Below are 26,057 nucleotides of genomic sequence, written 5' to 3' on the forward strand. Positions count from 1 at the left end.
GAGCAACAACAGCCAGAGAAGAATAATGAAAATATTTAATACCCGTTTAAGTACGCTTAGCGATGTCCAAAAAGCGCAATTGGCAGAACAGTATCAAGCCGATGATTATCTGCTGTTAAACTTTGATACTCGTCAGCATTCTCGCTTTAGAGCCATTACTGTTTCAGGTGAGGCAGTTGGTGTTGACTTGCCTCGTACAGGTGTACTAAAAGGAAATGATGTCCTTATCAATGCAGCAGGGGAGTTGATGCAAGTCATCGCCAAGCCGCAAGCGGTGACCAAAGTGACGGCTGCAGATGATTTTCTACTAATGAAAGGCGCTTATCACTTGGGCAACCGTCATGTGCCATTGATGTTTGACCACAGTTTTGATCAGGGTAATGCAGGCTATGCGTTATATTTTGAAAACGATCATGTACTTGCACAAATGTTAGAAAATCTTGGTCTACATATCGAGTCTACGTCAGTGCCTTTTGAGCCTGAAACGGGCGCTTATCAAACGGGACAAGGGCATGCGCATGGCCACTCTCACTCCCATGCACATTCGCATAGTGACTCTCATAGTCATAAGAAAAGTCATAGCCATGACGAAAGCCACAGCCACGGACATCACCATAGCCATAGCCATCATGATGCGCCTGTAGGTCGTTCAAATGATGGTTGATACCAGTGCTCAGCCTGCTCAATCTGCCCAACTTGGACAGCTACTGATGCTGGCATCGAGCAATTTGCCGATTGGTAGTTATACCTATTCGCAAGGTGTGGAGTCAGCGATTGAGTCAGGGGTTGTCTCTGATGAAGCCAGTACGCTTACATTTATGCAGGACTATCTAGCGCTTGCAGTGATTGGCTACGAGTTGCCCGTATTAGGGCTAATAATGTGTGCGCTCAGCCAAGGTCATGAAGCGCTAGCGGCAAATCTGGCACATGATTATCATGCTGGTCTCGAGAGTAAAGAGTTTGTACTGGAGTCGCAGCAATTGGCACAGGCAATGGTGTCTTGGCTCAACGAAGTCCTGAGTCTTGGCATACCGGCCGAAATACCTGAAGATGGGTTTTTACCGCTATTTGCTCATGTTGCTCAGCATTGGCAACTGCCACTAGCGCAGTCGATGACTACTTATGGATTTGCGCAATTAGAGAATATGGTGCTCGCCGCTGTCAAGACAGTGCCGCTAGGACAAATGGCAGGTCAGCGTATTCTGTGGCAATTGCAAAGCGATCTGGGTGCTCAGGTTGATGCTCTAAGCGCTAATGTGCAACAGGCTTTCGATGCTTTAATCACATCGATAAATACTATGGATACCTTAGATACAAGTGAAGAACCAGACTGTCAGCAGTTATGCCAAGACCTCTATGAATCGCTTAATATCTCGAATAACTTGCCCAATTTGGCTATTCTTTCGAGCATGCACGAGGAGCAATACAGTCGGTTGTTCCGCTCATAATTTTATCTTTATTTCTATTTATACTTATTAATATACAAACTGTTTTAGGAAATTAATATGTCTCTAACTCCGCTCAAACCAAAAAACTCTAATGTTGCATCAGATGTACAAACTGATAGTGATAGCCAGAAACCATCTTCTGCCTTATCGTGCTTACGCCTTGGTATTGGCGGGCCAGTTGGTAGTGGTAAGACTGCTTTGACTTTAAGGCTATGCCAAAACCTGCGTGATACGGTCAATATGGCAGTGGTGACCAATGACATCTATACCAAAGAAGATTCAGAGTTTTTGACCCGCAATGATGCCATGCCCGCTGAGCGTATCCGCGGCGTAGAGACGGGCGGCTGTCCGCATACGGCTATCCGCGAAGATGCTTCTATTAATCTGACTGCGATTGCTGAGCTACAAGCGACTTTTGAAGGGTTGGAGTTGATTATCATTGAGTCAGGTGGCGACAATCTAGCTGCGACATTTAGCCCAGAGTTGTCTGACTTGACCTTGTACGTCATTGATGTCTCTGCAGGCGATAAGATACCTCGTAAAGGTGGCCCCGGCATTACCAAGTCTGATTTGTTGATTATTAATAAGACTGACCTTGCACCAATGGTTGGTGCTTCGCTTGAAGTGATGGAACGCGATGCCAAAAAAATGCGTGGCGACAAACCTTTTGTTTTTAGCAATATGAAAACGGGTGATGGGCTAAATGAGATTATCGCCTTTATTAAAGAACATGGCATGCTTGCCTAAAGAGCAGATGAGCTTTTACCATTAAAATATAAAGAATAAGGAAAAACCGCATGACACAGTGTACAAAAGGTCTTCATATCGAAAGCTCTCGCTTTTCACAAGTGCTCTCAGCTCCTCATATCGTATCTGGTTCGGCTGTGATGACGTCACTAATGCTACCGTCATTGGCGCAGGCGCATTCAGGTCATATTCACTCGACTACCGCGCAAGCGCCGTCATTTTTGGGTACGTTGCAAGCAGGACTGATGCATCCAGTAACTGGCCTTGATCATTTGTTTTTAGCAGTCGGCATGGGCATGTTGTTTTATGGCCTGCAAAAGCAGCGCTTAGGCATGATGTCATTGACGGCAGGGTTGTCATTAGGCGCGATATTGGGCACGGCTGGTGTGCTGATTGGCGGTATTGCATTTGTTGCATCATCTGGGCTAATTGAAGTGGCAATATCACTGTCGGTAGTCGTATTGGCTATGGTCTTGATGAGCCAAAAAAGCAGACAAGAAGCATTCTCTGCTCAGACCCATACAGCACGCACGCCAAGTATTCAGCGGCTGTCATTGTTTGGTTTTGGTGGTCTGGCAGTGTTTCATGGCATGGCACACGCGATGGAAGTACCAGCGAATGTCGGTGTGAGCGGTCAGCTAGGATTTTATGCAGGGATGATGGTCACGATGCTAGCGCTATATGCAGTTGGTACGCTGGTTAGTCAGCAGTTGCAGCAACGCTTTAGTGATAGCTTGTGGTTACAGCGAGGACTAGTGCTGCTAGGATTGAGCGCCGTATTTGCACCTGTTTTGGTATAAAGCGCGCTTTATAGTACAAGTACGATGTTTGCTGCTGAACTTACTTAGCTAGCGAACGCCATAAAAAATGCGCCCCCGATCAAAAGGTCGGGGGCGCATTTTAGTTTTGATAACCGACTACAGCATATCTCAAAAGACAGCTTGTCGTATTAATTACATTGCTTGCTGCTGTTGTTGCTGAGCAGCTAGCAAATCTTGGTAGCTCACTTCTTTATCCGTGACTTTACCTTGCTCGATTAGATAATCAACCACTTGGTCTTCTAGAACGACAGACTCAATGTTCGCGCGCTGTTGCTTATCAGTGGTGTAGTACTCGATCACTTCTGCTGGATCTTCATAGTTTTCAGCGGCTTCTTTAATGAAAGTCTCAACGCGGTCTTGGTCCACTTCGATACCTTTGGTGTCGATAACACGAGCAACGATGATGCCAAGACGGGCAGCACGTAGCGCTTGCTCTTCGAACAATTCATTTGGCAGCATGTCTTTATCGAAGCTATCAGCATTGGCACCGAATTGCTGAGAAAAACGTTGCATCATCATGTTGCGTTGACGCTCGATTTCTTGCTCTAGCATGGCGTTTGGCACATCAAACTCGTTCTTTTCTAGTAGCGCATCAAAAGTCGCTTGTTTTACTTGGCTACGCGCTGCGTTCTTGATTTCGCGTTCCATGTTTTTACGCACGTCTTCTTTCAACTTCTCAACGCCGCCTTCTTTAACACCGAATAGCTCTAGGAACGCATCATCAATTTCAGGTAATTTTGATTTCTCAACCAATTTTACGTTGATTTTGAATTGCGCTTCTTTACCCGCTAAGTTTTCAGCTTGATAATCTTCTGGGAACGTGACGTCGATCACTTTTTCTTCGCCAGCTTTCATGCCTTTGATACCATCTTCAAAGCCTGGAATCATCTGGTTGCTACCTATGACCAATTTGAAGTCTTCAGATGAGCCGCCTTCGAATTTTTCGCCGTCGATTGAGCCTTCAAAGTCAAAGGTTACTTGGTTGTCTTTGGCCGCTTTACCTTTTTTCTCAACGAACTCTTCACGTTGTTTTTGTAGGTTTTCGATCATTGTGTCGACGTCTTCTTCGCTAACTTTAGCCGTGTGACGCTCAACTTCGATTTCATCGATACCTTGGACGTCAACTTCTGGGAAGATCTCGACAGTGGCTTGATAAACCAAGAAATCGTCTTCTAGTTTTACATCGTCGATGTTAGGCATGCCAACTGCGCGGATGTCTTCAGATTTGATCGCTTCAAAAACGGTATCACGGATCACATCGTTGATGACTTCTTGTTGAATGCCAGCACCGTACTGTGAACGGATATGTGACATAGGGACATTACCTTTACGGAAACCGTCAATCTTGGCAGTTTTCGCTACTTGGCGAATACGGCCTTCAACTTTGTTTTGAATTTTTTCAACGGGTACTTTAACCGTTAGCTGAGTTTCTTTATTAGATAGCTTGTTGGTTGTGACTTGTAAATCTGTAGCCATGTTAATTACACCTTTAGGATTAAATCGTACTTTGAATTAAATAGTACTTAGGGTTAAATGGTAATAGACAATCGTGCCGCAAAATACGGGCGCGTGCTGCTGATTGCCGCTGGAATAAAATAGGGGATATTGATAGCGCGCAATTTCGCAGCCCATGCCTGTAGCAATCGCTACTGACACAAAAATGTGAAACGCTTTATTTTAATAAACGCTACCAAATATCAATAATAAGCCGTTAATGTACCGCATAATAACGCTTTTTGCTCAATTATACAGACAAATAACGGCTTTCAATAAAATTTTAAAAGTAGAACAGTATAATCTATCTGTTTATTAAAGTAAAAATTATCTCTTTGATGGCATGTTTCCTTATGTTGTTTGCTCTTGTATGGCTTAATTTTATATAAAAAATCAGTCATATTCGTATTCAATAAATAAGATAACGGATAAAAAACAGCGATAAGGTTGTAAGCGCATTATGAGCATTAAGCGCACTTACGGATAGCTATAGATAGAATAGCTATAAGGTACTTATAAAGGTATCTGCGCCAATAGCTGCTGGATTGCCTGACTACGATGGCTGATGCTGTTTTTATCAGCAGCGCTTAGACTAGCCGCACTGGCTTGCAAGTCAGGTAACCAAAACAATGGATCATAGCCAAAACCGCCGTCACCATGCGCTGTCTCTGAAATCTCGCCATGCCATAATCCTTGGGCGATGATTGGTAACGGATCATCAGCATGACGTACCATTGCCAGTACGCAAACAAACATACCTTTGATCGGAGCATCTGGACTCGCTGCGCGGATAGGTTGCAAGTCAGCGACGAGCTTGGCATTGTTTTTACTATCGTTGCCGTGCTCACCAGCGTAGCGAGCAGAGTAGATACCTGGCGCATTACCTAGTGCAGGCACGCACAGTCCTGAATCATCAGCGATAGCAGGCAGTCCACTGATACGGCTCGCATGACGGGCTTTGATAATAGCGTTTTCCACAAAGCTTAGACCATCCTCGATGGCGTCTTCAATATCGAGATGACCTTGCGGGACAATCGTCACGTCCAAGTTCGCTTCGGCAAATAGCCGTTTAAACTCAGCCAACTTGCCTTTGTTATTACTGGCCAGTACCCATTGGTTGCCAGATGTCGGATGGGTAGCAGTTAACGAGGTATCAGTAATACTCATAAAGTCAGTCCGTTATATGAAAATGATGAAAAATTATTATTCGAGTAGGCTTTATTTATCTTCTGTAGCGTTAATCGGTAAATTGTTTGTCGATTGAAGTAGTTATACTAACAATGATAACGCATGAGTTTAGAGTGAATGCAGTTACCGCTTAATAAATAACCAATCGCTATACAGATTGTACGGGCTATAACATTTGGTAACTGATATTATTGGTCACTATTGCTATAATAGATACCAAGCTACAGTGAATTATATCTTATAGCTTGTGAATATTAATTTAATAAAAGTCTATAAAGTCAGAGACTTGGCTTTTTGGCGAAGAATAATAGCAATAAGTAACCGCTAGGTTAATTTTGGATTCATAATGATACGTGATATTGTATTGAGCAGTACCGTGTATCAAGCGATAAAGTTCATTTCAAACAATAAACTCAGCCAATTTAGTCCGCTACTTTATAGTGTTTTTTACGGTGTAAAAATAGCGTAAAATCCAGTTTCTATAAGCAAGTTTTTATAAACTAACGGCTAAACAGCAAGGATAAAATAATTATGTCAAACATTACTTTACCAGACCTACCATATGCAAAAGACGCACTAGAGCCACATATCAGTGCCGAAACGCTAGAGTATCATCATGACAAGCACCATGCTGCTTATGTAAACAAGCTAAAAGACATGTTGCCAGGTTCTGGTCTAGAAGACAAAACATTGCCAGAAATCATCGTAGCGACTGCTAAAGATGACAGCAAGCAAGGTATGTTCAACCAAGCAGCTCAAGTATGGAACCACACGTTCTACTGGAACTGCATGACGCCAACGAACGGCGGTGGCGAACCTACTGGCGATCTAAAAGCAAAAATCGAAGAAGATTTCGGTAGCTACGACAAGTTCCGTGAAGAGTTCAAAAACGCAGCATTGACTCAGTTTGGTTCAGGTTGGGCATGGCTAGTCGCTGATAAAGTCGGTGGCAAATTGTCAATCGCCAAAACTGCTAACGCTGACACCCCACTTGCACATGATCAAGTAGCTGTATTGACTTGTGATGTATGGGAACACGCGTACTATGTAGATTACCGTAATCGTCGTCCTGACTATGTTGACACGTTCCTAGACAAGCTAGTGAACTGGGACTACGCAAACGCAAAATATAAAGGTCAAGACGCTGGCGTTGAAGAATAATCTTTAACGACCAAGTATTTGATTAAAAAAGAGGACACCGCGAGGTGTCCTTTTTTTGTGTGATAACTTTCTATAATAGCTTTCTATTTCGATATTTGATTAAAACATATTTCTGATAGAGTATCGTCATTACGCCATTACGCCATTACGCTATTAGGCGATACCGCCGTTTGCGCCGATATTTTGTCCAGTAACCCAAGCTGCTTCTTCACTCACCAAAAATGCCACCACACGGGCGATATCGACTGGTTCACCGATACCGTTAAACGGTGACATGCTAGCGAGGCTTTCTACCGTGTCATCCGATTTACCTTGATGAAATAGTTCAGTGTCAGTAGGGCCGGGAGATACTGCATTGACCGTGATGTTACGCGCGCCGACTTCTTTGGCAAATATACGGGTCAGCTGATCGACCGCACCTTTGGTCGCACAGTAGGTGCCGTAACTAGGTAACATCATGCGAGTGGTCGTACTTGAGAGATTTACAACGCGGCCACCGTCATTGAGTTTAGTCGCAGCTTCACGCAATGTATTAAACGTGCCTTTTACATTAATAGCAAATATACGGTCAAAGTCTTCATCGGTAGTCTCGGCAATGGGTTTATTAATCATTATACCTGCGCTATTAACCAGAATGTCTGGCTTACCAAACGCGCTGATAGTGGCATCAAACATTGCTTCGACTTGTTCGGCATTACTGACATCGGCTTGCACGACAATGGCTTCACCGCCTGCGGATTTAATCTGGCTTACGATATTATTGGCTGCTGCATCATCATTTGCATAATTAATGACGGTTTTAGCTCCTGCTGCTGCGAGCGTTAAGGCTATCTGTGCGCCGATGCCTTTTGATGAACCGGTTACAATCGCGACTTTATTTTTTAGTGTTGTCATCGATACTTTCTCCAATAGTATAAGTGAATATCAGCACGCGCATATGGCGTTTTGACTGATGTCTCTTGATTAGTAGGATATAAGTTACCAGTGTGTAAAACGAATAAATAGAGCGATTCTGTAGGCTTGTTTTTAGATAAGTTTATCTATTGTGTCTATGCGGATGTAAAGTGCATAAATAAGGATGCTCGTTGAAGGTAAGACTTGATGACTAAATGTTTTTCGGCAAATAGGTAATTATGCTTATACAGTATTTATCACTAATGCAGAGTTTCAATCACAGCTATAATACTTAAATAGAGTTATCAGCTATTAGATTTTTTATTTCAAGAATTGATAATGTCTTGTCTTTTTTTCTATGGACGACAGAATGGCAATTCGCGCATAGAGGAATTAAATCGGTTTCGGGATCTATGTCTTTAGGTGCTTCAAATTCCGATACAGGAACTATATGATGAACATGAATAAACCCTTCAGCATATTCTCCATAGAAACTTCCAAAGTTAAATCCGCAAGCAGCACAAGAGTTACCATGGATGGCAATTGCTTGCTTTCTGTATTTAGGATTTCTTTCATATGTAGTTACATAACGTTTTGATTTTTTGCCTTCACTGAAAGATTCAAGTGAATCCTGAAATTTTCCTACAGTTTCATCTGAAGTATAAGCCGTCTTTTTCTCTGAAACTTTGTTAGGAGTGACTCTAGAGATAATAAGATGGTAAGTCTCCTCATTGATAGCTCTTACTCCATCGCGCCAATAGTTAGATTTTCTCGAATCAGGAATTATCTCTAGATAATTTGAATCATCTTTTGCTAAAACTGCTTCTTCAAAGGGTATAAAGTCAGTAATGGTAGCAAAAAAGTCATTTTTATTACTTTCTTTGTCTGGGTAGGTCTTACCGATTTTAGCGATAGCGAAATAGTGAGGAGCATCAGATAGTCTATTTTTCGAGAAAGATTTATTTTTAAGACTTCCCTTGTAGTAAATAACATGAGTGCCTGGCTCTAGATATTTTAAATATCTTTTAGGAAAGTGGTAAAGGATACCAGTTTCATCAGCCCAAGCAGATTCATCGTTTTCAGTTATTATTGCGTACACTCTATTTCCTTATATTTTAAATTTCGCAGTATTATGGCTTCTATATAAGTAGCTTAATTTTTAATTATATCTATCACAAAACCTCAAACCCAAACTTACCCAACGCTTCACGCAACATTGCAATATTATAATAAGCGTGTGCATTTACAGTGTTTTGAAAGAAAATATAGAGCGTATCAAAGTGCTGACGCTGATTAGCAATCGCTTGCGCCCAGTCCTGCATCTCAGCTTCGCTATAGCGATAATCATGGCGATCAGCCGCACTCATCGCATCCCACCAGTTTAGGTTATTGCCATGCATCCGAAGATAGCCAGTGCGTTCAGTGAATATCAACCGTGACGGCGGCAGTCCGCCAACCTTGGGATAGTCGACGCTGCACCAAATGAGTCCTTGCCGCCGAAAGCTATCGACCACTTGCGGTGTGTGCCAGCCGTTATGACGAAACTCAATAGCGAGTGGGTAGTCTTGAAACCAACTGACGAGGTTTGCTAAATAGAGACGATGCTCACGAGTACGGTCAAAGCCGTGTGGGAATTGGAGCAATAATGGCGCTAAGGCATTTGTTTCGATAAGCGGGGATAAGGCATTTAGAAATGCCTGTGCATGTTCGGCAGTGCCTTTGCGTGCATGAGTAAAGTCTTGATGTAATTTGACGGCGAACTTCAACTGACTGTCCGCCTGTACATAAGCTTTATCAACCATCCCAGCAAAGGCTTTTTGTCCGATGGGCGCATAAAAGGTACTGTTGATTTCGACTCCACCGTATTGCTTGGCATATTCACGTAAGAAGTCGGTTTTTTTGGTACTGATGGGATACAGCGTACCGAGCAAATCGGTATCGCTATAGCCACCAGTGCCGAGGTAAATGCGCGGGGTAGGGGAACTGTCCATGTTGACCACTCACTGCCGTTTTGGGTAATAAAGTTTACTACGATATCTGTTATCGGCTGCTATTCGACAAGCTACTTTTTACGCGACCAGAGCCACTCAATTAATGCCAATAGTGCGTCGTTGTCTGTGTCAATGTTGTCGGTACTACTGTTCAAATCACCATTACTCATTTCGCGCATAATAGCAGCGCGCCCATCATTAAACAGCGATTGCGCATAGCTGGTCGCTTCATCGACGCCCATTAGTTTTACATAGGTAGATTTGTCTAGTTTTTCATCGCTACCCGCAGGCTTACCAAGCGTATCAGTCGTCATCGTGACGTCTAGCACATCGTCTTGGACTTGAAACGCTAGACCGATATGTTGCGCGCATTCTTGCAATGCCATGCGCTGCGGGGCAGTTGCACCAGCACAGACGCCGCCCATGAGCATCGCCGCTTCAATCAATGCCCCTGTCTTGTCACGGTGGATGGCTTCCAAATCATTCTGCGCGATACTGATGCTGGCTTCGGCATTGAGATCTAGCATTTGACCCGACACCATGCGTCTGGCGCGCGGCGCAAATATTGCCATGAGCTGACTTGCGATATTTGCATTAAATGGCGCAAAAGTTGGCATCTCTGCGGTTAATACTTCAAATGCTAGCGTTTGCAATACATCTCCTGCCAGCAGAGCCGTTGCTTCATCAAAGGCAATATGCGCAGTCGGCTGACCACGACGCAGCTCGTCGTCATCCATACACGGCAAATCATCATGCACTAACGAATAAGTATGCAGCAGCTCTACCGCTAATGCGGCACGGCGCGACATATCATAGTCTGAGTCGTTTTCTAGTAGCGCGTCCAGATCAGCATCGATAGTATCGATATCGTCATTAGGCTCGTCTGTACGTTCATTATTACTGCTATTAATACTGGCAAAAGTGCTGGCAACCATCAGTGGGCGTACCAGCTTGCCTTGACCCGTCATCACATAACGGCAGGCATCTACCAGCGGGCTAGGGAGCTTGGCATAAGCGAACAAGACTTCGATATCTTGCGCCAATTGCTCGCGTACAGCCCCATGAAACTGCTCAGTGCTTTGAAAAGAGACAAAGTTAGAAGGGATGAAGCCAGTAGAGGTAGTGCTAGAAGTAAGGGAAACAGTCATAATCCAACCATTTATCAGGGATACAGTAAAACTTATTAGGGATAAGGTAAAAACGCTATTATTGTAGCATGATCAGTCATATCGCTTATGTGACACACGGTATCAATTGATTGTTTTTTGCATTTTTCTGCCGAAGGCTATTCGAAAGTAGAGCAATCTTAGCTGCAATATAACGACAAGATTTCGTTACCGATGGATGATGTCACTCTCTGGTTGAATATGTTCTGATAAAAGAGCAAGCTAGGCTAGCACGTTCATCTTATTACCGTAGAAAAATGGTACTGAATGCTTACACTGAATAGCTAGCACTGACCAAGTAGCATTTATTCAGTAGCGCTAACGGACTGTCATTCCAAAGATGGCATGCATGAAGTCAACAACACGAAATAAATCTAAACTAACAATTCAGTATACATTTATTCACTAAAATACTTTTAACGTAAGGTAAATGCCTGCAAGTGATTTAAGAGTGACTTGCGAGTATGGTATTAGCTTGTGACAGTTAGGGGCATAATCCCCTACACTAATTGACGTGAAAATGGTCTGATGGTGACCCTACTGGGTTTTTTCTCAGGATGTTCAATCGTCGATACCGAGTGTTAGACCAAGTCTCAGTCAATATTTTGAACATCAGTACCTGCAACAGCAGTACATAAATGAAGCGTCATATGATGTCATGCAAGAGACGCAAAATGCGTGCATCATGATGAACGCTGGATAATAAAGACATCTTCACTTGTGAGCTGGTTATATGTTTGTCTTTATAACATGACAAGCGCACAGTGCTATTACCCATTTTACTAACAGTAACTGGCTATTTATTTTAATTCAAAACGTAGCTTTCGTTATATAGAAAGGAGTTTCAAATGGTATACCAAGGAAATCGCATCACGGTGACAATGCTAGAGGATGGCATCGCCAACATGCAGTACAACGCCGAAAATGAGAGCGTGAACAAATTTGATGCCGAAACCAACAAACAGTTTGGTGAAGCAGTTAGTGCGTTAGAAAAAGCCGACAACGTAAAAGGTCTTATCGTTACTTCAGCCAAAGGCGTGTTTATCGCTGGTGCTGATATCACAGAATTCGTCGGTTCTTTCAAAAAATCAGAAAGCGAGATCAAAGATTGGGTCGTTCATGTTAATGACGCTTTCAATCGTTTTGAAGACCTACCATTCCCTAAAGTAGCTGCTATCAATGGCGCGGCGATGGGCGGCGGTTGTGAAATGACTTTGGTTTGTGAATACCGTGTCATGAGTGACAAAGCCATCATCGGTTTGCCAGAAACTCAGCTAGGTATCTTCCCAGGTTTCGGCGGTACAGTTCGTAGTACGCGTATCATCGGTATCGATAACGCACTTGAGCTGATCGCGACTGGTAGCCCAAAGAAAGCATTGGCAGCATTGAAGCTAGGCTTGGTTGATGCAACGGTTCCTGCTGATGACTTGCAAGATGCAGCAATTGACCTAGTCAAAAAATGTATCTCAGGTGAGCTTGATTGGAAAGCAAAACGTGAAGAAAAACTGGCTCCAGTTAAGCTAAACCAGCTTGAGCAAGCAATGGCGTTCAACAGTGCCAAAGGTGCTATTTTCGCTAAAGCCAATCCTAAGCAATACCCAGCACCAGCAATCGCTATCGAAACGATTGAAAAGCACGTTAATTTATCACGTGACAAAGCAATCGAAGTAGAAGCTGCTGGTTTTGCGAAAGCGGCTAAGACGCCACAAGCAGAGAGCTTGGTTGGTCTATTCTTAAACGATCAGCTAGTCAAAAAACTGGCCAAAAAACACAGCAAGCAAGCACACGACATCAGCGAAGCCGCTGTACTAGGCGCTGGTATCATGGGTGGCGGTATCGCTTATCAAGCAGCCAGCAAAGGCTTGCCAATCATCATGAAAGATATCAAGTCTGAGCAATTAGACCTTGGTATGGGCGAAGCGAGCAAACTACTTGGCAAAATGGTAGAACGCGGCAAGATGACCCCAGCAAAAATGGGTGAAACGTTGAGCCGTATCCGTCCTACTTTGAACTACGGTGATTTTGCTGAGACTGATATCGTAATCGAAGCGGTCGTAGAAAATCCAAACGTGAAGCGTGCGGTACTTAAAGAAGTAGAAGGCTTGGTAAAAGACGACTGTATCCTAGCGTCAAACACCTCGACTATCTCTATTACGTTCCTAGCAGAAGCGCTTGAGCGTCCAGAAAACTTCGTTGGTATGCATTTCTTCAACCCAGTACATCGTATGCCACTCGTCGAAGTTATCCGCGGTGAGAAATCATCTGAAGAAGCCATCGCGACTACCGTTGCACTTGCTTCTAAAATGGGTAAAGTGCCAGTAGTAGTTAACGACTGCCCAGGTTTCTTGGTAAACCGTGTATTGTTCCCATACTTTGGCGCGTTTGACTTGCTACTGAAGCAAGGTGCTGACTTTGCTCATGTCGATAAAGTTATGGAAAAATTCGGCTGGCCGATGGGCCCTGCATACCTAATCGACGTGGTCGGTCTAGATACAGGTGTACATGGCGCAGCAGTGATGGCTGATGGTTTCCCTGACCGCATGAAGCCTGATTATAAAGGTGCTATCCAGCATCTATATGACAATGAGCGTCTGGGTCAGAAAAACGGTATCGGTTTCTATAAGTACGAAATGGACAAGCGCGGTAAGCCAAAGAAAGTTGCTGATGAAGCCACTTACGAGTTGCTAAAAGCCACGACTGACAGCGAAAAGCAAACGTTTGACGATCAAGCAATCATTGATCGCACTATGATTGCCTTCTGCAACGAAACCGTTCGCTGCCTAGAAGACAACATCGTAAGCACACCAAGCGAGGCCGACATGGCGATGATTATGGGCGTAGGTTTCCCTCCATTCCGTGGTGGCCCTTGCCGTTATGTGGACCAAATGGGTCTAGATAACTACTTGGCACTATGTGAAAAATACGCACATCTTGGCAAAGCTTATGAAGCGCCACAAAAGATTCGCGACATGGCAGCCGCAGGCGAGACTTTTTACGCAACAGCGTAATAGTCAGTCATTACTAGGATGAAGTGCAGTACGTTTGCTATTTTGCATGAAAGCAATTGAGACATGAATCGTCTCCAATAGCGAACGTACGATTATAGTTGGTTCAGTTTAATGCTAGTACGAGTAAATCAAGCGCAAATGTACCTATTGTACTTTGAGCGAGATTAACAAGGTAATAGTCGTAAATTGGGCTGACTACACTGACAATAAAAATTGAAAAGGAATATGGTATGACAACTTTAAGTCCAAAAGATGTGGTCATCGTAGATGGCGTGCGCTCGGCAATGGGCAAAACCAAAAACGGTATGTTCCGTCATGTACGTGCTGATAGCATGTCAGCGGAACTAGTACGTGCGCTAGTAGAACGTAATGACTTTGACACCAATGATATCGAAGACATTATCTGGGGTTGTGTCAACCAGACGCTAGAGCAAGGCTTGAACATTGGTCGTAACATCGGTTTGCTAGCTGGTATCCCAAAGACTGCTGGTGGCCAAACGGTTAACCGTCTATGTGGTTCTTCTATGCAGGCGCTACATACTGCTGCTGCACAAATCATGACCAACCAAGGTGATGTATTCATCATCGGCGGTGTTGAGCACATGGGTCACGTAGGCATGATGCACGGTGTTGATTTGAACCCTGCTGCTTCTAAGCATTATGCAAAAGCATCAAACATGATGGGCTTGACTGCTGAAATGCTAGGTCGTATGAACAACATCACGCGCGAAGAGCAAGATGCGTTTGGTCTTGAGTCACATCGCCGCGCATGGGCTGCAACCACTGAAGGTCGTTTTGACAATGAAATCATCGGTATCGAAGGTCATGATGCTGCTGGTCGCTTGCAACTATGTACGGTTGATGAAGTCATTCGTCCAGACGCAACGATGGAGCAAATGCAAAAGCTACGTCCAGCGTTTGATCCAAAAGGCGGTACAGTAACAGCGGCAACCTCATCTGCATTATCTGACGGTGCGTCAGCGATGCTAGTAATGAGCGCACAAAAAGCCAAAGATCTAGGTCTAAAACCACGTGCCCGTATCCGTAGTATGGCTGTGGCTGGTTGTGATGCTGCTATCATGGGTTATGGTCCTGTACCTGCGACCCAAAAAGCATTGAAGCGTGCTGGCATGAGCATCGATGATATGCAAACCATCGAGCTAAACGAAGCATTTGCTGCTCAAGGTCTATCAGTATTAAAAGGTCTAAACCTATCTGACAAGCAAGATATCGTTAACATCAACGGTGGTGCCATTGCTTTAGGTCATCCACTAGGATGTTCAGGCGCTCGTATCACGGTGACATTGCTAAACGCGATGGAGCAGTCAGATACTGAAATCGGTCTAGCGACAATGTGTATTGGTCTTGGCCAAGGTATCGCTACTATTATTGAGCGTGTTTAATCTCATTTACATAAACAAGATTATTTGAACACTCAATAAGTAGCTACTCGCTAACGAAAAACCTCTAGTCATAACGGCTAGAGGTTTTTTTATAGATCAAATTAATAGTTGGCCAGTTAGTAAATCATAGAGTCGAAAAACACAGTATCACGGTGATTAAAAATTATCTCCATTGACGCATTCATGAAACTATGACTAAATAAGAGGAAGATGAACCATGGCACTGTTTATGATAATTCTAAAATAGTTTTAGTTGCAACTGTCAGCCGTACAAGGAGTGTACTATGTCTACTATGATTAATGATCGCACCTATCGAATCGCTCGTGAGAATACCCAAGCAATGATTGTCGATGTGCAAGAGCGTTTAACGCCGCATATCTATGATCACGAAAATATCGTAAAAAAAACCGTTACCTTGATTAAAGGGCTGCAAGCGCTCAATATTCCAATCATGCTCAATGAACAATATAAAAAAGGATTGGGCGATACCTTACCAGAGCTGCGCGACGTACTCGAAGGAGACAATGCCAAGAGCTTTGAAAAGGTCACCTTTAGTGCCTGCGACAACAATGATTCATGGCACCATCTAGCGCAGCAGAACCGTAGTACTGTTCTGCTCTTTGGTGCTGAAGCTCATGTCTGTATCATGCAAACGGCACTGGATTTATTGGATAATGGTATGCAGCCTGTCATTATTGGGGATGCGGTGGGTTCTCGTTTTCCTTATGACAAAAAGCAAGCAATTCGCCGTATTCGCCGTGCAGGTGGGGTAATCAGCACTGTTGAATCAATCTTATTTGAGCTGTGCCGTAGCAGTGAAGATCCTGCGTTTAAAACCATTATTAATTTGATTAAGTAGGTGGTTAATATTTAGGTGCTTAAGGACTTGGATAAATAGGGACTCAATTTGACCATTTATTTTCTAATTTATAATAGATAGCGCTTGGTAAAATAAGCGCTATTTTTTTGACAACGGTAATAGTCTTTTAACCATTGTTAGATATCAAACTAACTATAATATCTTGAACAATGAAACTTAAAATCGCCAGAACTCATAAATATTTAAAACCAATAACTAGAGAAAACCAGAGAAAATCAATGTCGCAAGCCAGCTCTATATCACTCACTAATTCCAAATCTACTTCACATATCGACATCGACGATGTCACTCATTTCTTATTGGAGTTAGATGCGCTCAAGCGCGTGAGTCGCCGCAGCTATGTGACACAGACTACTCGTAAAGAAAACTCTGCCGAACATTCTTGGCATTTAGCGATGGCCTGTTGGTCGATTGCTGAATTATTTGCACTAGACGTCAATCATGAAAAATTGCTGAAGATGGCATTGGTTCATGATTTGGGTGAGATTGATGCGGGGGATACTTTTTTATATGCTGATACGCGTACTGATGCACACGTCGAAGAGCGTGCAGGCATTGCCAGATTGCAACGTGAGCGAGGCAATGGCATTAGTGATTTAAGCGAAGTTTGGGAAGCGCAGGAAACAGGAAGTAGCAAAGAGAGTCAGTTACTCAGAGTGGTCGATCGCTTATTGCCGTTTTTACTCAATCTAAATACCGATGGTAAAACATGGATTGAGCTTGGTGTTACGCGCTCGCAGGTGGCGGGTGCGCATGCATTTATCGAAGACAGCTTTCCTCCTATTCATGATTGGCTCTCACATAATATTGCATACGCAGCTCAGCAAGGCTGGCTGATTGATGCGTAAATCTGCATAAGTAGCAGGCATAAAAAAAGCCCAATTAAGCTTTATGATTCACGCTTAACTGGGCTGATATTTTCAGTACTCTTATACAGGCGTGTTATTGAGCGTTCGCCATTCCTAGCAATTGACCCATTTGCACGACGCTATTGGCTTGCATACTATCTAGCCAGTCAGCCTTCGCTGCTTTTGGTAATACCACGATAGCCGTTGAGCCTAGATAGAAGCGTCCAAGCTCTTCGCCTGCTGCAAACTGCATGTCATGATCAGACTCGAATATGTCGTCAGTACGAGCAATCTTGCCAGTGGCGACAGTTTCAATACCAGCGACGATCATAGCACCAACCATCACGACAGCTGCTTTGCCGTACTTGGTATCAAACATACAGACCAGACGCTCATTACGCGCAAACAAGTCTGGCACGTTAGCCGCCGTAGTATTGTTGACCGAAAATAGCGTGCCAGGTACATAGCGAGTCTTGGTCAATGTGCCAGTAAACGGCATATGCACACGGTGATAATTGCTAGGTGCTAAGTAGATAGTTGCAAAACTACCATCAGCAAAATAACTGCCATCTTCACTATCAGCAAGCAATTGGCCGACATCATAGTGACGACCTTTTGCCTGTAGCAGTTTGTGATCTTCGATTTGTCCTAGCTGAGAGATAATACCGTCCGCAGGGCTCACGATACCGTTTGCCGTGGCGTCGATAGTACGAGCATCTTCTTTTAACTCGCGGGTAAAAAAGTCATTAAAACTTTCATAAGCGTTAAGGCTTTGGCGTTCGTACTCGTCTAAGCTGATATTATAAGCTTTAGCAAAGCTACGAATAAAGGTGCGTTTGACATAAGGATGACGACTGGCGGCCAAACGTCCAGCGACTTTACTGAGCTTTTGCTGCGGCACAAGCTGTTGTAAGGTGGTAAATACATTCATAATAAGGCTACCAAAATAAGGTGTAATGTAATAGGGGCGTGTTGGAAATTCGACCATGGCACTGACAGTGGCTAAAATTGCGCCATACTACGTTGTAAATCTAGATAAGGCATGAGCATTATCGTCGTTTGACGCCTTGTCTGGAACAGTTTTAGCGATCCGCAGTACCTATTTGTGAATATCAAACACGCCCTAATAATAGTTAAGTTAATGACGGTATTTTATCATGGACAGCATATTATTGTATGGCCATAATCTGTTAAGGAATTAGTAAATGAAAGCACTCATACAGCGGGTGAAGCACGCTAGTGTGGTCGTCGATCAACAGTGTATTGGTGAGATTGAGCATGGAGTATTGGCATATATTGGCTTAGGGCATGAAGACGATTTCGCCGCTGCACAGCGTATGATTGACAAAATACTGACTTATCGCATTTTTGAAAATGACGAAGATCCGGCCAAATTTGGTAAACTGGATAAAAACGTTCAGCAGATTGGTGGTGGGCTATTATTGGTCTCGCAATTTACCTTGATGGCAAAAACAGACAAAGGTCGCCGTCCAGACTTTGGTGGTGCGATGGCACCTGCTGCGGCGCAAGCATTATTTGAACAACTGGTCGATTATGCCAAAACTAAGCACCCGAACGTGGCAACTGGTCAGTTTGGTGCGGATATGCAAGTGTCGAGTGTCAATGATGGGCCGCTTAATTTTTTACTAGAAATCTGATTTTAGAGTGTCATCAAGCTGTCATAATTAATCCGTTTAATAGGTAGAGACTGGTGAGTATATATCGCCTTTTTAAATGCTAGATTTTGTCCGCTAACACCGAGAATGTCCTATGTATAATGAGCAAATTTTGATTGTTGAAGATGAGCCTGCGATTCGTGAAATGGTTGTCATGACGCTAGAGATGGCTGGGTTTGATAGCTTGCAAGCGGCAGATGTGTCAGAGGCGCATCAGCAAGTGGTAGATCATAGACCATCACTGATACTGTTAGATTGGATGTTGCCGGGTGACAAGAGCGGTGTGGATTTTTGTCGTATGCTCAAAAATGATGAACTACTCTCTGAAATACCAGTCATTATGCTAACGGCAAAAAGTGAAGAAGACAGTAAGGTGCATGGTCTTGATGCAGGCGCAGATGATTATATGACCAAGCCTTTTTCGACTCGTGAGCTGATTTCTAGAATCAAAGCCGTACTACGCCGCAGTAGTGCTATGAGTAGCGATAAACCTATCGAAATTGGACAGTTAAGTCTAGATACCAAGAGTCAGCGTGTGACAGCTGCAGGTAAAATCGTTGATGTTGGGCCCACAGAGTATCGCCTATTGGCATTTTTTATGAGTCACCCTGAGCGCGCCTATACACGAACGCAGCTACTCGATCAGGTATGGGGCGGCAATGTATATATCGAAGACCGAACCATCGATGTGCATATCAAACGTCTACGTAAATTACTGCGACCTTATGACTGTGATACATTGATACAGACGGTACGTGGAACAGGCTACCGATTTTCTAGCCTGATTGAGCCAAGTTAATCTTGTACAAATAATGCCGCAGCAATATAAAGGCAGCGGATAGTGGTAAGGATAAAAAATGGACAAGATAGCGCCAGCACAACGTGAGCAATCAGCTCTATTAGAGCAAATATCTACTCAAAGTACAGCGGAGCAACTCAAAAAAATCGGCAGTGCACTACGAGCCTTGCGCGATGCAGTGATTTTGCTCAACAACAATGATGGTCTGGAATGGTGGAATCAGGCAGCACAAGACTTATTGCTGCTACAGCCAGAAGATAAAGGTCAAAATATTTTTGACTTTATCACTGTACCTGAGTTCCGCCAGTATTATGAAGGTACAACGATACCTAACGATGGCGTCCATATAGAATCATGGCGAGATCCTAGTCGCTACTTAAAGTGTGAACTGACCCCTTTCGGTGATGAAAAACTGCTGTTTGTATATGATGTGACCCGCTTGCGGCACTTAGAGCAAATGCGTCAGGATTTTGTCGCAAATGTCTCGCATGAGCTTAGAACACCATTGACGGTAATGATGGGCTACCTAGAAAATTTCTCCGATCAGCCAGATATGCCGCCGCAATGGCGTCGTGGTTTTGAGCTGATGACCCAGCAAACAGCCCGTATGAACAGAATTGTGAACGACTTACTGCTATTGTCTAAGATTGAAATCGAAGAGTCACACGAGCTGCATTACATAGATATGACTAAGCTACTGACCAATATCTATGACGATGCACAGGCCTACAACCAAGCGTACAAACACATCATTCATTTGCATATAGATACGTATGATGGGCTGTACGGGTCAGAGATGTACTTGAATAGTGCGCTATCCAATCTAGTAATCAATGCGATCAAATATACGCCAAAGGGTGGCAATATCACTATCAGCTGGACAAGGACGTCTGATGGCTGCCGTTTCGCGGTCGAAGATGATGGGATCGGTATTGCGTCAGAGCATATCGCCCGTTTGACAGAGCGTTTCTATCGTATCGACAAAGGTCGTAGCCGTGCAACAGGTGGTACGGGGTTGGGATTAGCGATTGTAAAACACGTACTGCACCAGCACGAAGCGCAATTGCAAATCGATTCAGTAGAAGGGGAAGGGTCGACATTTAGTGTGGTATTTCCTTCAAACTACGTCAGATCCGTCACAGCCAATTAATATAATTTCTGGCTTATATTAGCGTTGGTTTTTCGGCTTCGATCTTTTGGTTAATACAAACTTAGCACTACTTCAAATTAGGTTAACGACATACCTTTCTGTATTCGCTAATCCTTTTGCAAAAGTGGATAAGGGTTGACCGCACTGCCATTAATATAGATACCATAGTGTACATGTGTCGGTGTTCCTTTTGCATTACCGCTATCACCCACATAACCTATCACGTCGCCCTGATTGACCCAGTCATTGGGGGAGATGTCAGCATAGTCCTCTAGATGAGCGTAGTAATGTCCTGCGCCACCAGGCCCTACCACCACGACTACGCGCCCACCTAATGTGTTCTCACCAACTTTGCTTACTACGCCTTGTGTGGTCGACTGCACAGGAGTGTTGCGCGGCGCAAAGATATCGATGCCTTCGTGGGAGCGGCCTTGGCTACGTGCCGCGCCCCAAGTGTCTGTCAGGTTTCGTTCTGGTAGTGGACTGGGCAAGCTGTTTTCGGTCGGCAGTTCTTGTTGCAATAGACTCAATTGCTGCCATTTGGCAACCACAAATGACTGCGTCTGTTGGCTAATACTAGGTAGTAGCTTATCGAAGACAAATAACAGTGCTAGCAATACGATAGCCTTAATCAATAGGCTTATTAAACGACTAAAAAAAGAAGGTCTGGGAGGCTGGTTATTTCCATCTGCTAGCATTGATGTCTCATATATATTTGATGTCATTTGAGTTTTGATTATAAAAGCTTCGTCTAACAACGTATGTATCGCATTGTTATCTATCGTTTTTACCCCCATAGATATTCTTATGGTTAAGAATATAGACAGCAAATACAGTTTTATCTACTTAACATTTCTGCTGAGCATAGACAGTTGCTACTGATGGTTAATACTTTATGAATGATGCTTTTAAGCCTACTGATATTTCTGCCACGCGCGAAACAGCGCTGGTTATCGATACCGAAACAGATCAGGGCAGTGATCCCAGACCTATCCAAGTTGCTACTATCAATGTAGCAACTGGTTTTGAGTGGATGAAATACTTTAATAGTGGTCGATCTATTTCACCTATTGTCATAAAGGTGCATGGTATTACCGATGATGATGTAGCTGGTCTTGAGCGTTTTGAGCTGGATCAGTTTGAGCTGCCAGAGTATTTGATTGGTCATAATGTACGCTTTGATTGGCGAGTGATTGGCAGTCCTTCTGCTAAGCTGATTTGTACAGTGAGACTTGCGCGGGCAGCCTTTCCAGAATGGCGTGCTTACGGTCAATCTAAGTGTATCGAGCAGCTGTTGGGCAAGGGTGAGGCGAGTGCAATGACAATTGCCGCTCATGACGCGCTTGGCGATGCTCGAATGTGTTATTTGCTGTATCAAGCATGCTGCGAGCGTCTAGAGATTGCGCCGACAGATTTTGCAGCGGCACATGCTATCTCTAATAAAGCGACCCCTGTGAGCAAGATGCCGTTTGGTAAGCATAAAGGCAAACCGATCAAAGATGTGCCCATCAGCTATGTTAAATGGATGATAGGCAATATTCATAATATGCAGCCTTCGCTGTATTCGGCACTGACTAAACGTTTACAGCTAGAAGAAGCGGAAAACGCGGAAAAGTAATCTAAGTTATCATAGGTCTGCTATGTAAGGTGCGACATGGTGCTAAGCTTATGGTTGGTCGTGCAACCATGTCACTGCCATTTGCCATAGCTGCGGTGCTTTGATATTGGTCTTACTGCTAAAATAGCGCATATGACCGATATGATTTAGTCCAAAATCTTCAGGGTCTAAGAATCGCTTTTCTACGGGCATTTTTGTAAATACCCTTATCATATCGTCCATGTTTTCACTGTTGGCGATATCGTCATCGCTAAAGCCAAGCCACAATGCCGGCATGCTGAGCTCATCATAGAAATGTGTATGTATGCTTTTGCCAAATGCGGTTTTGATATAGCCTGAGCCATTGCACCATTCACGCCATTGACGAGCCACGCCGCGTGGCAGCGGCTCACCCATACCGATTTTGTCCGACGGCGTATAGCCCAGTGTTAAATTAGTGAATGGAATAAACGCATCCATAAAGCCCATGGCTTTGAGCTTATATGGCATGCCCATATTTTTGATACGTCCTGACGAGCAAGCGACGTTGAACACTGAGCCAATCGCCTGATAGTTAGGCATCAAGCCGATGAGCTGACCACCCGCGCTATGACCGATAAGATGGTAAGAGGCATCAGGAAACTCATCTTGTAAAGCATCAAGTACAGCTGGCATGTCATGGCGACCCCAACTGATCAAGGAAGCGCTACATTTTGCCAGATCGGTCGATAATGACTCACCAATTCCTTCATTATCAAAGGTCAGTACCCCAAAGCCGCTCTCTGCTAAGTAAGTCGCAAAATTATGATAAAAATGGCGCTTAATACCTGTGGCTGGTGCCATCATGATTGCTTTTTTTGTCGCATCTTTAGGGCGATAGACAGTGGCTGCCAATGCTTGGTTGCGATCGGTCATGATGCTTAATGAGTAAGTATCAATATTGCTCGCGTCATTCATATTACTTTTATTAGTGAGAGTGCCATTAAGCACAGAGCTTGATAGCTCGGCAGTGGGAGAGGAATTGTGATTATCCATGGGTATACCTTAGTATTTTTATTAGTAGATAACGAATATCGGGCTATGATGAACAATAAATGCGCATCTTGAAAGTGTAGTCGTTGCGTAGTGATAAATCGTTGTGACTATGTGGTAGCATTGCTTATGTTAAGATAAATGCTGGCAAGACAGTTGCTCAAATATGACTTCCAAGTTTCGTATAGCTTGGTTGAGTTTGTCTTATGAATCATATGCATGACAATATAAATGACAGGTGTCGGTATGCAGCCTTCACTAATAACAAGCACTCAATAAAAACTGACAGGTAATTAAGGAAGCTATATGCAAATGAAAATTAACGATGACACTTATGATGTAATCACAAGCAAAGACATTACAAATATTGAAAAAGCAGTCGACAAGTCTGCCCTATCAATGCCACTCGTGGCTGTGTATTGTGGTTCGCGCTTGGGCAATGGTGACGTTTATGAACAGGCGGCACGCGAGCTTGGCAGTGCATTAGCAAATAATGGCATGGGACTAGTATATGGTGGCGCTAGTATCGGTCTAATGGGCGCAGTTGCGGATGAAGTAATCAATGGCGGCGCGCAAGCAGTGGGCGTGATTCCAACCTTTATGCTCAAGCACGAAATCGCTCACGAGCAGCTGACTCGGTTGCATTTGACTGACACTATGCACACGCGTAAGACTGTTATGGCAGAGTATGCCGATGCCTTTATCACGCTACCAGGCGGGCTCGGAACATTAGAAGAGATTATGGAAATCGCCACGTGGCGTCAATTGTACCAGCACGAAAAACCAATGATCATTTTGAATATAAATGGTTTTTATGACCGTATGATTGAGCATTTAAAATATACTACTGAGCAAGGCTTTATGAAGCAGCAAGATTTAGATCGTCTAGTAGTGTGCAATACCATCAGCGAAGCGATCGATATGCTACAGACAGTAGTGACCATAGATGATGCTGTGGATACAGAGAAAATGGCAGGCAGTAATAGTTAAGCCGTATAGCTATTCATACACAGCAAATGCTTAAATATTAAAAGCTATTGCAAAAAAGGAGCAGATAACCAAACCTCGGTTATCTGCTCCTTTATTATATGTATTAACAACCTATCAGAGAATCATACCTATTAGGCATCAGCAGGCGTGAGATCGTCCAATGCTACTTCACGAATACTATGATTAACATGAGCCATCGCTATCGGGAATCCACGCTGTTCAGCGAGCTCACGTGCAACCTCATCGACAGCGAGGCCATCGTTATGGACAAGGTACGACCACTCATGAGCATAGCGACGACGATTCAGAGGTGTATCGTTCTCTATCAAACCTAGATCTGTCAGCTCATTAACTATTTGATCAGCGGCAATCAAGGTCGAAGATGCTTTGACGTTTTCTGCACGGGCATAGCGTATATTAGAGTATAAACTCACATCAGCGACTCGCAGCGTATCATCTTGCCCAGGAATCTGCTGCCCACCATATAGTGCGTTACCAACAGTACGTGCGCTGTTAAATGTCGGTACAAACTCCGCCACATACTCAATCGCTTGCTGACTACGTGCCTGTAGGGGCGCTTTATCCCAACCATCTTCAATATAATGCACATATTGCTGTGGCAGTTTGGGCTGCGCACTGTCTTCACTTGATGCGACAAGACCATCATCAAACAGAGTAATGGCTTTACTCATACCATGAATCTGAAAGTATCCGCCAGGGTAGGGAGTAAGCTGCGCCATTCCTTCTGGTGTACCTCGTTGACCATAGACGATAATCTCTGGTATCTGTCCACCAGCATCGCCCCAATGAGTCACATAAGATGATTTGAACTCAACCATACGTGTGACTTCGATACCAACCATATCGTCAATAACACCTGTACGAAATCCGCAAGCATTGACTAGATAATCAACTTCGATAGACTCAGGCTGAGAGTTATGTTCTTGACTATGGATCTGTTGATAGTCGATACGCCATTTGGTGACATGATGGTCAGCGTTGGTACAGTTCTCACAATCTACTGGCACGACTTTTTGCACAGCAGTTTCGGTAAATACGTGCGCATTGTCATACTCTTCGAGCGCAAGCTTAGCAGAAGCGGCTAAACGAAAAATATTCCAGCCATATTCTTGGACAACAATTAACGGAAATTTAACTTTGTTCAAATCTAAGTATCTAGCGACTGGAATCATCCACTCATCAACCGTACTTGGTACAGCGACTTGCTCACGTTCAGACAGCTCAATCAATTGCTCATGACTATAGAGCTGATAGTAATCTTCAGGCTCGCCCAATACCTTATTATTAGCATCTTGCTCAATCAGTTCTTGATAAGCATCGGTCAAAATATCTAAACGCGGTAGTAAATCTTCAGGCAACCCTTCATCACGTGTCGGTACGGCAAACACCGTAGGACGAACGTCAATAGTGTGCGGATACAAACGCAAAATATCGATACATTGCTTGAGCAGTGCTACGCAATCCTCGTCCGGTATTTCACGATATAAATTACCACCTGCATGCAAATGACACATAGGTGGTCCATCAATGAGAGATTTTTTCTTCTCAAATAAGTATGTCTCTAATCCTAACGCAGCAAGTCGAATTGCAATCGTCGATCCCGCAGTACCGCCGCCCAAAATGCCAACACGCTTTTTAGGTTGAATGTTTTTTGCCCCGTAAGATAACACCTCAGAATGAGCGTCACGATTAAAGGATTGAGCGTAGTTTTTATCAAAAGACTGAGTCATTGTCGTCGTTGT

The 26,057-nt window shown here is 43.8% G+C and carries 24 protein-coding genes; 14 read left to right on the forward strand and 10 right to left on the reverse strand.

The features are described 5' to 3' along the window. Nucleotides 1-25: 25 nt before the first annotated feature. From ureE to ACQKCG_RS09385, 4 genes are read left to right on the forward strand one after another with little or no spacing between them, the layout of a single operon-like run. Complete coding sequence (gene ureE / locus ACQKCG_RS09370) at nt 26-664, forward strand: urease accessory protein UreE (protein ID WP_101205318.1); 639 nt, start codon at nt 26-28, stop codon at nt 662-664. Further along, nucleotides 654-1,448 (forward strand): urease accessory protein UreF, encoded by a 795-nt coding sequence (locus ACQKCG_RS09375; RefSeq protein WP_101205319.1) that lies wholly within the window; start codon nt 654-656, stop codon nt 1,446-1,448. The genes ureE and ACQKCG_RS09375 overlap by 11 nt, the downstream gene beginning before the upstream one ends. A 57-nt stretch (nt 1,449-1,505) precedes the next feature. Then, nucleotides 1,506-2,195: an urease accessory protein UreG gene (gene ureG / locus ACQKCG_RS09380; RefSeq protein WP_101205320.1), complete on the forward strand. Its 690-nt coding sequence runs from the start codon at nt 1,506-1,508 to the stop codon at nt 2,193-2,195. A gap of 50 nt (nt 2,196-2,245) precedes the next feature. Then, nucleotides 2,246-2,995, forward strand: coding sequence for a HupE/UreJ family protein (locus ACQKCG_RS09385; RefSeq protein ID WP_101205321.1), 750 nt, complete (start codon nt 2,246-2,248; stop codon nt 2,993-2,995). A 153-nt stretch (nt 2,996-3,148) separates the two neighbouring features. On the opposite strand, the gene tig is transcribed toward ACQKCG_RS09385, so the two are convergent. Continuing rightward, nucleotides 3,149-4,492 carry a trigger factor gene (gene tig / locus ACQKCG_RS09390; protein ID WP_101205322.1) on the reverse strand — a complete coding sequence of 448 codons (1,344 nt, stop codon included), beginning with the start codon at nt 4,490-4,492 and terminating at the stop codon, nt 3,149-3,151. A 531-nt stretch (nt 4,493-5,023) separates the two neighbouring features. Further along, a complete protein-coding gene (gene rdgB / locus ACQKCG_RS09395) occupies nt 5,024-5,677 on the reverse strand; it encodes an RdgB/HAM1 family non-canonical purine NTP pyrophosphatase (protein ID WP_101205323.1) in 654 nt (217 codons plus the stop codon). A gap of 552 nt (nt 5,678-6,229) precedes the next feature. Between rdgB and ACQKCG_RS09400 the strand changes: the two genes are divergently transcribed. Then, nucleotides 6,230-6,859, forward strand: coding sequence for a superoxide dismutase (locus ACQKCG_RS09400; RefSeq protein ID WP_101205324.1), 630 nt, complete (start codon nt 6,230-6,232; stop codon nt 6,857-6,859). Nucleotides 6,860-7,012: 153 nt separating this feature from the next. Here ACQKCG_RS09400 and ACQKCG_RS09405 read toward each other — a convergent pair whose 3' ends face one another. From ACQKCG_RS09405 to ACQKCG_RS09420, 4 genes are all read right to left on the reverse strand, one after another. After that, on the reverse strand, nt 7,013-7,753 hold the full coding sequence (locus ACQKCG_RS09405) for an SDR family oxidoreductase (RefSeq protein ID WP_101205325.1): 741 nt from the start codon (nt 7,751-7,753) through the stop codon (nt 7,013-7,015). Nucleotides 7,754-8,045: 292 nt separating this feature from the next. After that, the gene (locus ACQKCG_RS09410) at nt 8,046-8,852 is read right to left on the reverse strand and encodes an HNH endonuclease (protein WP_101205326.1); all 807 of its coding nucleotides are present in this window, start codon (nt 8,850-8,852) and stop codon (nt 8,046-8,048) included. A 73-nt stretch (nt 8,853-8,925) separates the two neighbouring features. After that, nucleotides 8,926-9,744 carry a DUF72 domain-containing protein gene (locus ACQKCG_RS09415; protein ID WP_101205327.1) on the reverse strand — a complete coding sequence of 273 codons (819 nt, stop codon included), beginning with the start codon at nt 9,742-9,744 and terminating at the stop codon, nt 8,926-8,928. Nucleotides 9,745-9,815: 71 nt separating this feature from the next. Next, nucleotides 9,816-10,892, reverse strand: a complete 1,077-nt coding sequence (locus ACQKCG_RS09420; RefSeq protein ID WP_101205328.1) for a polyprenyl synthetase family protein — start codon at nt 10,890-10,892, stop codon at nt 9,816-9,818. A gap of 866 nt (nt 10,893-11,758) precedes the next feature. Between ACQKCG_RS09420 and fadB the strand changes: the two genes are divergently transcribed. The 4 genes from fadB (at nt 11,759) to ACQKCG_RS09440 (ending at nt 17,050) form a co-directional block, all read left to right on the forward strand. After that, nucleotides 11,759-13,918 (forward strand): fatty acid oxidation complex subunit alpha FadB, encoded by a 2,160-nt coding sequence (gene fadB / locus ACQKCG_RS09425; protein WP_101205329.1) that lies wholly within the window; start codon nt 11,759-11,761, stop codon nt 13,916-13,918. Between the two features lie 230 nt (nt 13,919-14,148). After that, nucleotides 14,149-15,321, forward strand: a complete 1,173-nt coding sequence (gene fadA / locus ACQKCG_RS09430; protein ID WP_057761795.1) for an acetyl-CoA C-acyltransferase FadA — start codon at nt 14,149-14,151, stop codon at nt 15,319-15,321. 284 nt (nt 15,322-15,605) lie between these two features. Next, a complete protein-coding gene (locus ACQKCG_RS09435; RefSeq protein WP_101205330.1) occupies nt 15,606-16,181 on the forward strand; it encodes an isochorismatase family protein in 576 nt (191 codons plus the stop codon). A 239-nt stretch (nt 16,182-16,420) separates the two neighbouring features. Continuing rightward, a complete protein-coding gene (locus ACQKCG_RS09440) occupies nt 16,421-17,050 on the forward strand; it encodes an HD domain-containing protein (protein ID WP_101205331.1) in 630 nt (209 codons plus the stop codon). Between the two features lie 94 nt (nt 17,051-17,144). Here ACQKCG_RS09440 and asd read toward each other — a convergent pair whose 3' ends face one another. Continuing rightward, nucleotides 17,145-17,981: an archaetidylserine decarboxylase gene (asd, locus tag ACQKCG_RS09445; protein ID WP_101205332.1), complete on the reverse strand. Its 837-nt coding sequence runs from the start codon at nt 17,979-17,981 to the stop codon at nt 17,145-17,147. 274 nt (nt 17,982-18,255) lie between these two features. Between asd and dtd the strand changes: the two genes are divergently transcribed. From dtd to phoR, 3 genes are all read left to right on the forward strand, one after another. Next, nucleotides 18,256-18,708: a D-aminoacyl-tRNA deacylase gene (dtd, locus tag ACQKCG_RS09450; protein ID WP_101205333.1), complete on the forward strand. Its 453-nt coding sequence runs from the start codon at nt 18,256-18,258 to the stop codon at nt 18,706-18,708. Between the two features lie 112 nt (nt 18,709-18,820). Further along, nucleotides 18,821-19,525 carry a phosphate regulon transcriptional regulator PhoB gene (gene phoB, locus ACQKCG_RS09455; protein ID WP_057761786.1) on the forward strand — a complete coding sequence of 235 codons (705 nt, stop codon included), beginning with the start codon at nt 18,821-18,823 and terminating at the stop codon, nt 19,523-19,525. Between the two features lie 58 nt (nt 19,526-19,583). Further along, nucleotides 19,584-20,675, forward strand: coding sequence for a phosphate regulon sensor histidine kinase PhoR (gene phoR, locus ACQKCG_RS09460; RefSeq protein WP_101205334.1), 1,092 nt, complete (start codon nt 19,584-19,586; stop codon nt 20,673-20,675). Nucleotides 20,676-20,782: 107 nt separating this feature from the next. Here phoR and ACQKCG_RS09465 read toward each other — a convergent pair whose 3' ends face one another. Beyond that, nucleotides 20,783-21,373, reverse strand: a complete 591-nt coding sequence (locus ACQKCG_RS09465; protein ID WP_101205360.1) for a M23 family metallopeptidase — start codon at nt 21,371-21,373, stop codon at nt 20,783-20,785. Nucleotides 21,374-21,570: 197 nt separating this feature from the next. On the opposite strand from ACQKCG_RS09465, the gene ACQKCG_RS09470 reads away from it, so the two are divergent. Further along, the gene (locus tag ACQKCG_RS09470) at nt 21,571-22,293 is read left to right on the forward strand and encodes a putative quorum-sensing-regulated virulence factor (protein WP_101205335.1); all 723 of its coding nucleotides are present in this window, start codon (nt 21,571-21,573) and stop codon (nt 22,291-22,293) included. A 48-nt stretch (nt 22,294-22,341) separates the two neighbouring features. Here ACQKCG_RS09470 and ACQKCG_RS09475 read toward each other — a convergent pair whose 3' ends face one another. Then, nucleotides 22,342-23,229 carry an alpha/beta hydrolase family protein gene (locus tag ACQKCG_RS09475; RefSeq protein WP_101205361.1) on the reverse strand — a complete coding sequence of 296 codons (888 nt, stop codon included), beginning with the start codon at nt 23,227-23,229 and terminating at the stop codon, nt 22,342-22,344. Between the two features lie 381 nt (nt 23,230-23,610). Here ACQKCG_RS09475 and ACQKCG_RS09480 point away from each other — a divergent pair, with 381 nt between their 5' ends. Then, nucleotides 23,611-24,294, forward strand: a complete 684-nt coding sequence (locus tag ACQKCG_RS09480; RefSeq protein WP_101205336.1) for a TIGR00730 family Rossman fold protein — start codon at nt 23,611-23,613, stop codon at nt 24,292-24,294. A gap of 131 nt (nt 24,295-24,425) precedes the next feature. Here the strand turns inward: ACQKCG_RS09480 and ACQKCG_RS09485 are convergent, their stop codons facing one another. Beyond that, the gene (locus ACQKCG_RS09485; RefSeq protein ID WP_101205337.1) at nt 24,426-26,045 is read right to left on the reverse strand and encodes an FAD-dependent oxidoreductase; all 1,620 of its coding nucleotides are present in this window, start codon (nt 26,043-26,045) and stop codon (nt 24,426-24,428) included. Nucleotides 26,046-26,057: the final 12 nt, after the last annotated feature.

It is taken from the genome of Psychrobacter sp. NPDC078929, assembly GCF_050267985.1.
Classification (GTDB): Bacteria; Pseudomonadota; Gammaproteobacteria; order Pseudomonadales; family Moraxellaceae; genus Psychrobacter.

Excerpts from the sequence above, each read along its gene's own strand:
- dtd (WP_101205333.1), top strand. The coding sequence starts at position 18,256 with ATGAAAGCACTCATACAGCGGGTGAAGCACGCTAGTGTGGTCGTCGAT.
- ACQKCG_RS09405 (WP_101205325.1), bottom strand. The coding sequence starts at position 7,753 with ATGACAACACTAAAAAATAAAGTCGCGATTGTAACCGGTTCATCAAAA.
- ureG (WP_101205320.1), top strand. The coding sequence starts at position 1,506 with ATGTCTCTAACTCCGCTCAAACCAAAAAACTCTAATGTTGCATCAGAT.
- ACQKCG_RS09385 (WP_101205321.1), top strand. The coding sequence starts at position 2,246 with ATGACACAGTGTACAAAAGGTCTTCATATCGAAAGCTCTCGCTTTTCA.
- asd (WP_101205332.1), bottom strand. The coding sequence starts at position 17,981 with ATGAATGTATTTACCACCTTACAACAGCTTGTGCCGCAGCAAAAGCTC.
- ACQKCG_RS09440 (WP_101205331.1), top strand. The coding sequence starts at position 16,421 with ATGTCGCAAGCCAGCTCTATATCACTCACTAATTCCAAATCTACTTCA.
- ACQKCG_RS09400 (WP_101205324.1), top strand. The coding sequence starts at position 6,230 with ATGTCAAACATTACTTTACCAGACCTACCATATGCAAAAGACGCACTA.
- ACQKCG_RS09415 (WP_101205327.1), bottom strand. The coding sequence starts at position 9,744 with ATGGACAGTTCCCCTACCCCGCGCATTTACCTCGGCACTGGTGGCTAT.
- ACQKCG_RS09465 (WP_101205360.1), bottom strand. The coding sequence starts at position 21,373 with ATGCTAGCAGATGGAAATAACCAGCCTCCCAGACCTTCTTTTTTTAGT.
- ACQKCG_RS09475 (WP_101205361.1), bottom strand. The coding sequence starts at position 23,229 with ATGAATGACGCGAGCAATATTGATACTTACTCATTAAGCATCATGACC.
- ureE (WP_101205318.1), top strand. The coding sequence starts at position 26 with ATGAAAATATTTAATACCCGTTTAAGTACGCTTAGCGATGTCCAAAAA.
- ACQKCG_RS09485 (WP_101205337.1), bottom strand. The coding sequence starts at position 26,045 with ATGACTCAGTCTTTTGATAAAAACTACGCTCAATCCTTTAATCGTGAC.
- fadA (WP_057761795.1), top strand. The coding sequence starts at position 14,149 with ATGACAACTTTAAGTCCAAAAGATGTGGTCATCGTAGATGGCGTGCGC.
- phoR (WP_101205334.1), top strand. The coding sequence starts at position 19,584 with ATGGACAAGATAGCGCCAGCACAACGTGAGCAATCAGCTCTATTAGAG.
- ACQKCG_RS09435 (WP_101205330.1), top strand. The coding sequence starts at position 15,606 with ATGTCTACTATGATTAATGATCGCACCTATCGAATCGCTCGTGAGAAT.
- ACQKCG_RS09480 (WP_101205336.1), top strand. The coding sequence starts at position 23,611 with ATGCAAATGAAAATTAACGATGACACTTATGATGTAATCACAAGCAAA.
- phoB (WP_057761786.1), top strand. The coding sequence starts at position 18,821 with ATGTATAATGAGCAAATTTTGATTGTTGAAGATGAGCCTGCGATTCGT.
- tig (WP_101205322.1), bottom strand. The coding sequence starts at position 4,492 with ATGGCTACAGATTTACAAGTCACAACCAACAAGCTATCTAATAAAGAA.
- ACQKCG_RS09375 (WP_101205319.1), top strand. The coding sequence starts at position 654 with ATGATGGTTGATACCAGTGCTCAGCCTGCTCAATCTGCCCAACTTGGA.
- ACQKCG_RS09420 (WP_101205328.1), bottom strand. The coding sequence starts at position 10,892 with ATGACTGTTTCCCTTACTTCTAGCACTACCTCTACTGGCTTCATCCCT.
- fadB (WP_101205329.1), top strand. The coding sequence starts at position 11,759 with ATGGTATACCAAGGAAATCGCATCACGGTGACAATGCTAGAGGATGGC.
- ACQKCG_RS09470 (WP_101205335.1), top strand. The coding sequence starts at position 21,571 with ATGAATGATGCTTTTAAGCCTACTGATATTTCTGCCACGCGCGAAACA.
- rdgB (WP_101205323.1), bottom strand. The coding sequence starts at position 5,677 with ATGAGTATTACTGATACCTCGTTAACTGCTACCCATCCGACATCTGGC.